Source organism: Bartonella jaculi, from assembly GCF_039543045.1.
GTDB lineage: Bacteria > Pseudomonadota > Alphaproteobacteria > Rhizobiales > Rhizobiaceae > Bartonella > Bartonella jaculi.
Genome location: NZ_BAABIZ010000129.1, coordinates 1 through 1,072, shown reverse-complemented (window position 1 = coordinate 1,072; position 1,072 = coordinate 1). Strand labels below are relative to the sequence as shown.

Sequence of the window (1,072 nt, the reverse complement as noted above, 5' to 3'; positions counted from 1 at the left end):
TATAAAAAATGGTCAAATGAATCACGTATAAAAGTATGGATTCTTAAGTGGATTCATATAAAATAATTGCATACAAGCTATTGACTTTATTGTGTTTTTTGATATTATATCTTACATTGTCTGACCAATTGATCTCAACACGTTTAATCGCTTTATTGTCTGAAAAGCGAAACCGCTTCTCAACCGGTGCATTATCTCGTAATGGGTTCCATGTTACCCATAACTCTGCTCTCCAATCTTCACCCTCTTCACGCAACGTCGGTATAAGTGTCTGCCAAGCTGTCTCTGTAACCGGCTCTGCCTCATCAACCCAACAGAGTAAAATACGCCCCATCGATTTGATACTCGCAATATTGCGGTCTAGTCCAGAAAACTGAAAGGTTATACGACCATCGATCGACTTAATTGAAGACTCCCCAACCTTGTAATAGTCTTTTAAAAAGTCATGCGCTTCAATGGCGCGTTTAATCTCCTCCAAAGAACTTTCTGCGAGCGAATTTTGAAACTGACGCGCACAAAGGATAGTCCCTGATATCCCTTGCATACCAAATTGATAGCCTTTTAAAGCCGCCATCAAAGCAAAAGAGCGTGTTTTTCCAGACCCTCTTCCTCCCCAAGCTGCACGCACCAAAGCATCCCCTGCAAAAATCGGTATAAGCTTTGGTACAATCTTAATCTGTCTTGTCGTCATTCAACAAAGGAGCAATCTCTACACGCCCTATGATTTTAATGGCTCCCCCATCTTCCCCTGTCACTTGCAAAGGCAATACCTTGCCAAGCAAGGCTAAATAAGCAGCAGGGCATTTAATCGCTTGCTGTTCGAGATAAGAGATTAATCCCTCTTTACCATACTTATTACCTGCCAATTCAGCTGCTTTAATGATTGCCTCTTTTAAAAGACGTGTTGTTTTGTTGCCAACTCCCTTCACACGCCCTTTTCCTGCATTGGGCAAGACATTGATTTATAATAATAATCTACCGTTATTCATATTGAATGAGAATCCCGAATAACGTAAGATTCCCTTATTTCAAACTTGCTTATCTTGAATCAATCAAAAGCACTCATTTGCAC

Annotated in this window: 1 protein-coding gene and 1 pseudogene; both read right to left on the bottom strand. The window is 40.5% G+C overall.

Going from position 1 to position 1,072, the window contains the following annotated elements:
- Positions 1-106 precede the first annotated feature (106 nt).
- A pseudogene (locus tag ABD915_RS09755) lies at positions 107-691 on the bottom strand (phage terminase large subunit); the annotation flags it as partial.
- Positions 672-953: a hypothetical protein gene (locus ABD915_RS09750; protein ID WP_425548209.1), complete on the bottom strand. Its 282-nt coding sequence runs from the start codon at positions 951-953 to the stop codon at positions 672-674. The gene ABD915_RS09750 and the pseudogene ABD915_RS09755, both read right to left, overlap by 20 nt.
- Positions 954-1,072: the final 119 nt, after the last annotated feature.